The sequence below is a fragment of the Salinivibrio sp. EAGSL genome (genome assembly GCF_013366455.1).
GTDB classification, from domain to species: domain Bacteria; phylum Pseudomonadota; class Gammaproteobacteria; order Enterobacterales; family Vibrionaceae; genus Salinivibrio; species Salinivibrio costicola.
In genome coordinates this window covers 1-567 of the sequence record NZ_JABWMG010000053.1, presented here as the reverse complement: position 1 = coordinate 567, position 567 = coordinate 1, and the positions used below count along the sequence as shown (strand labels likewise).

Genomic DNA, 567 nt, shown 5'->3' with positions numbered 1-567 from the left:
TTCGATAGTACCGGTCACGTCAGTTGTACGGAAGTAGAACTGTGGACGATAACCTTTGAAGAACGGCGTATGACGGCCGCCTTCGTCTTTACCTAGTACGTATACTTCTGATTCGAACTTGGTGTGCGGAGTGATTGAACCAGGCTTCGCCAGTACTTGACCACGCTCAACTTCGTCACGCTTAGTACCACGCAGAAGAACACCAACGTTCTCACCCGCACGGCCTTCGTCTAGAAGCTTACGGAACATTTCAACACCAGTACAAGTGGTCTTGGTGGTGTCTTTCATGCCTACGATTTCAACGTCGTCACCTACGGTGATGATGCCTTGCTCAACACGACCGGTTACAACAGTACCACGGCCTTGGATTGAGAATACGTCTTCGATTGGCAGGATGAACGGCTTGTCGATCGCACGCTCTGGCTCAGGGATGTAAGAATCCAGGGCTTCAGCAAGTTCAACAATCTTCTGCTCCCACTGCTCTTCACCGTTCAATGCACCAAGTGCAGAACCTTGAATCACTGGGCAGTCGTCACCTGGGAAGTCATACTCTGAAAGTAGCTCACG

General features: G+C 50.6%; 1 protein-coding gene. It reads right to left on the bottom strand.

From position 1 onward, the window contains the following. The coding region (locus tag HLG76_RS14655) for an EF-Tu/IF-2/RF-3 family GTPase (protein WP_254877714.1) at window positions 1-567 on the bottom strand (567 nt) is incomplete at both ends.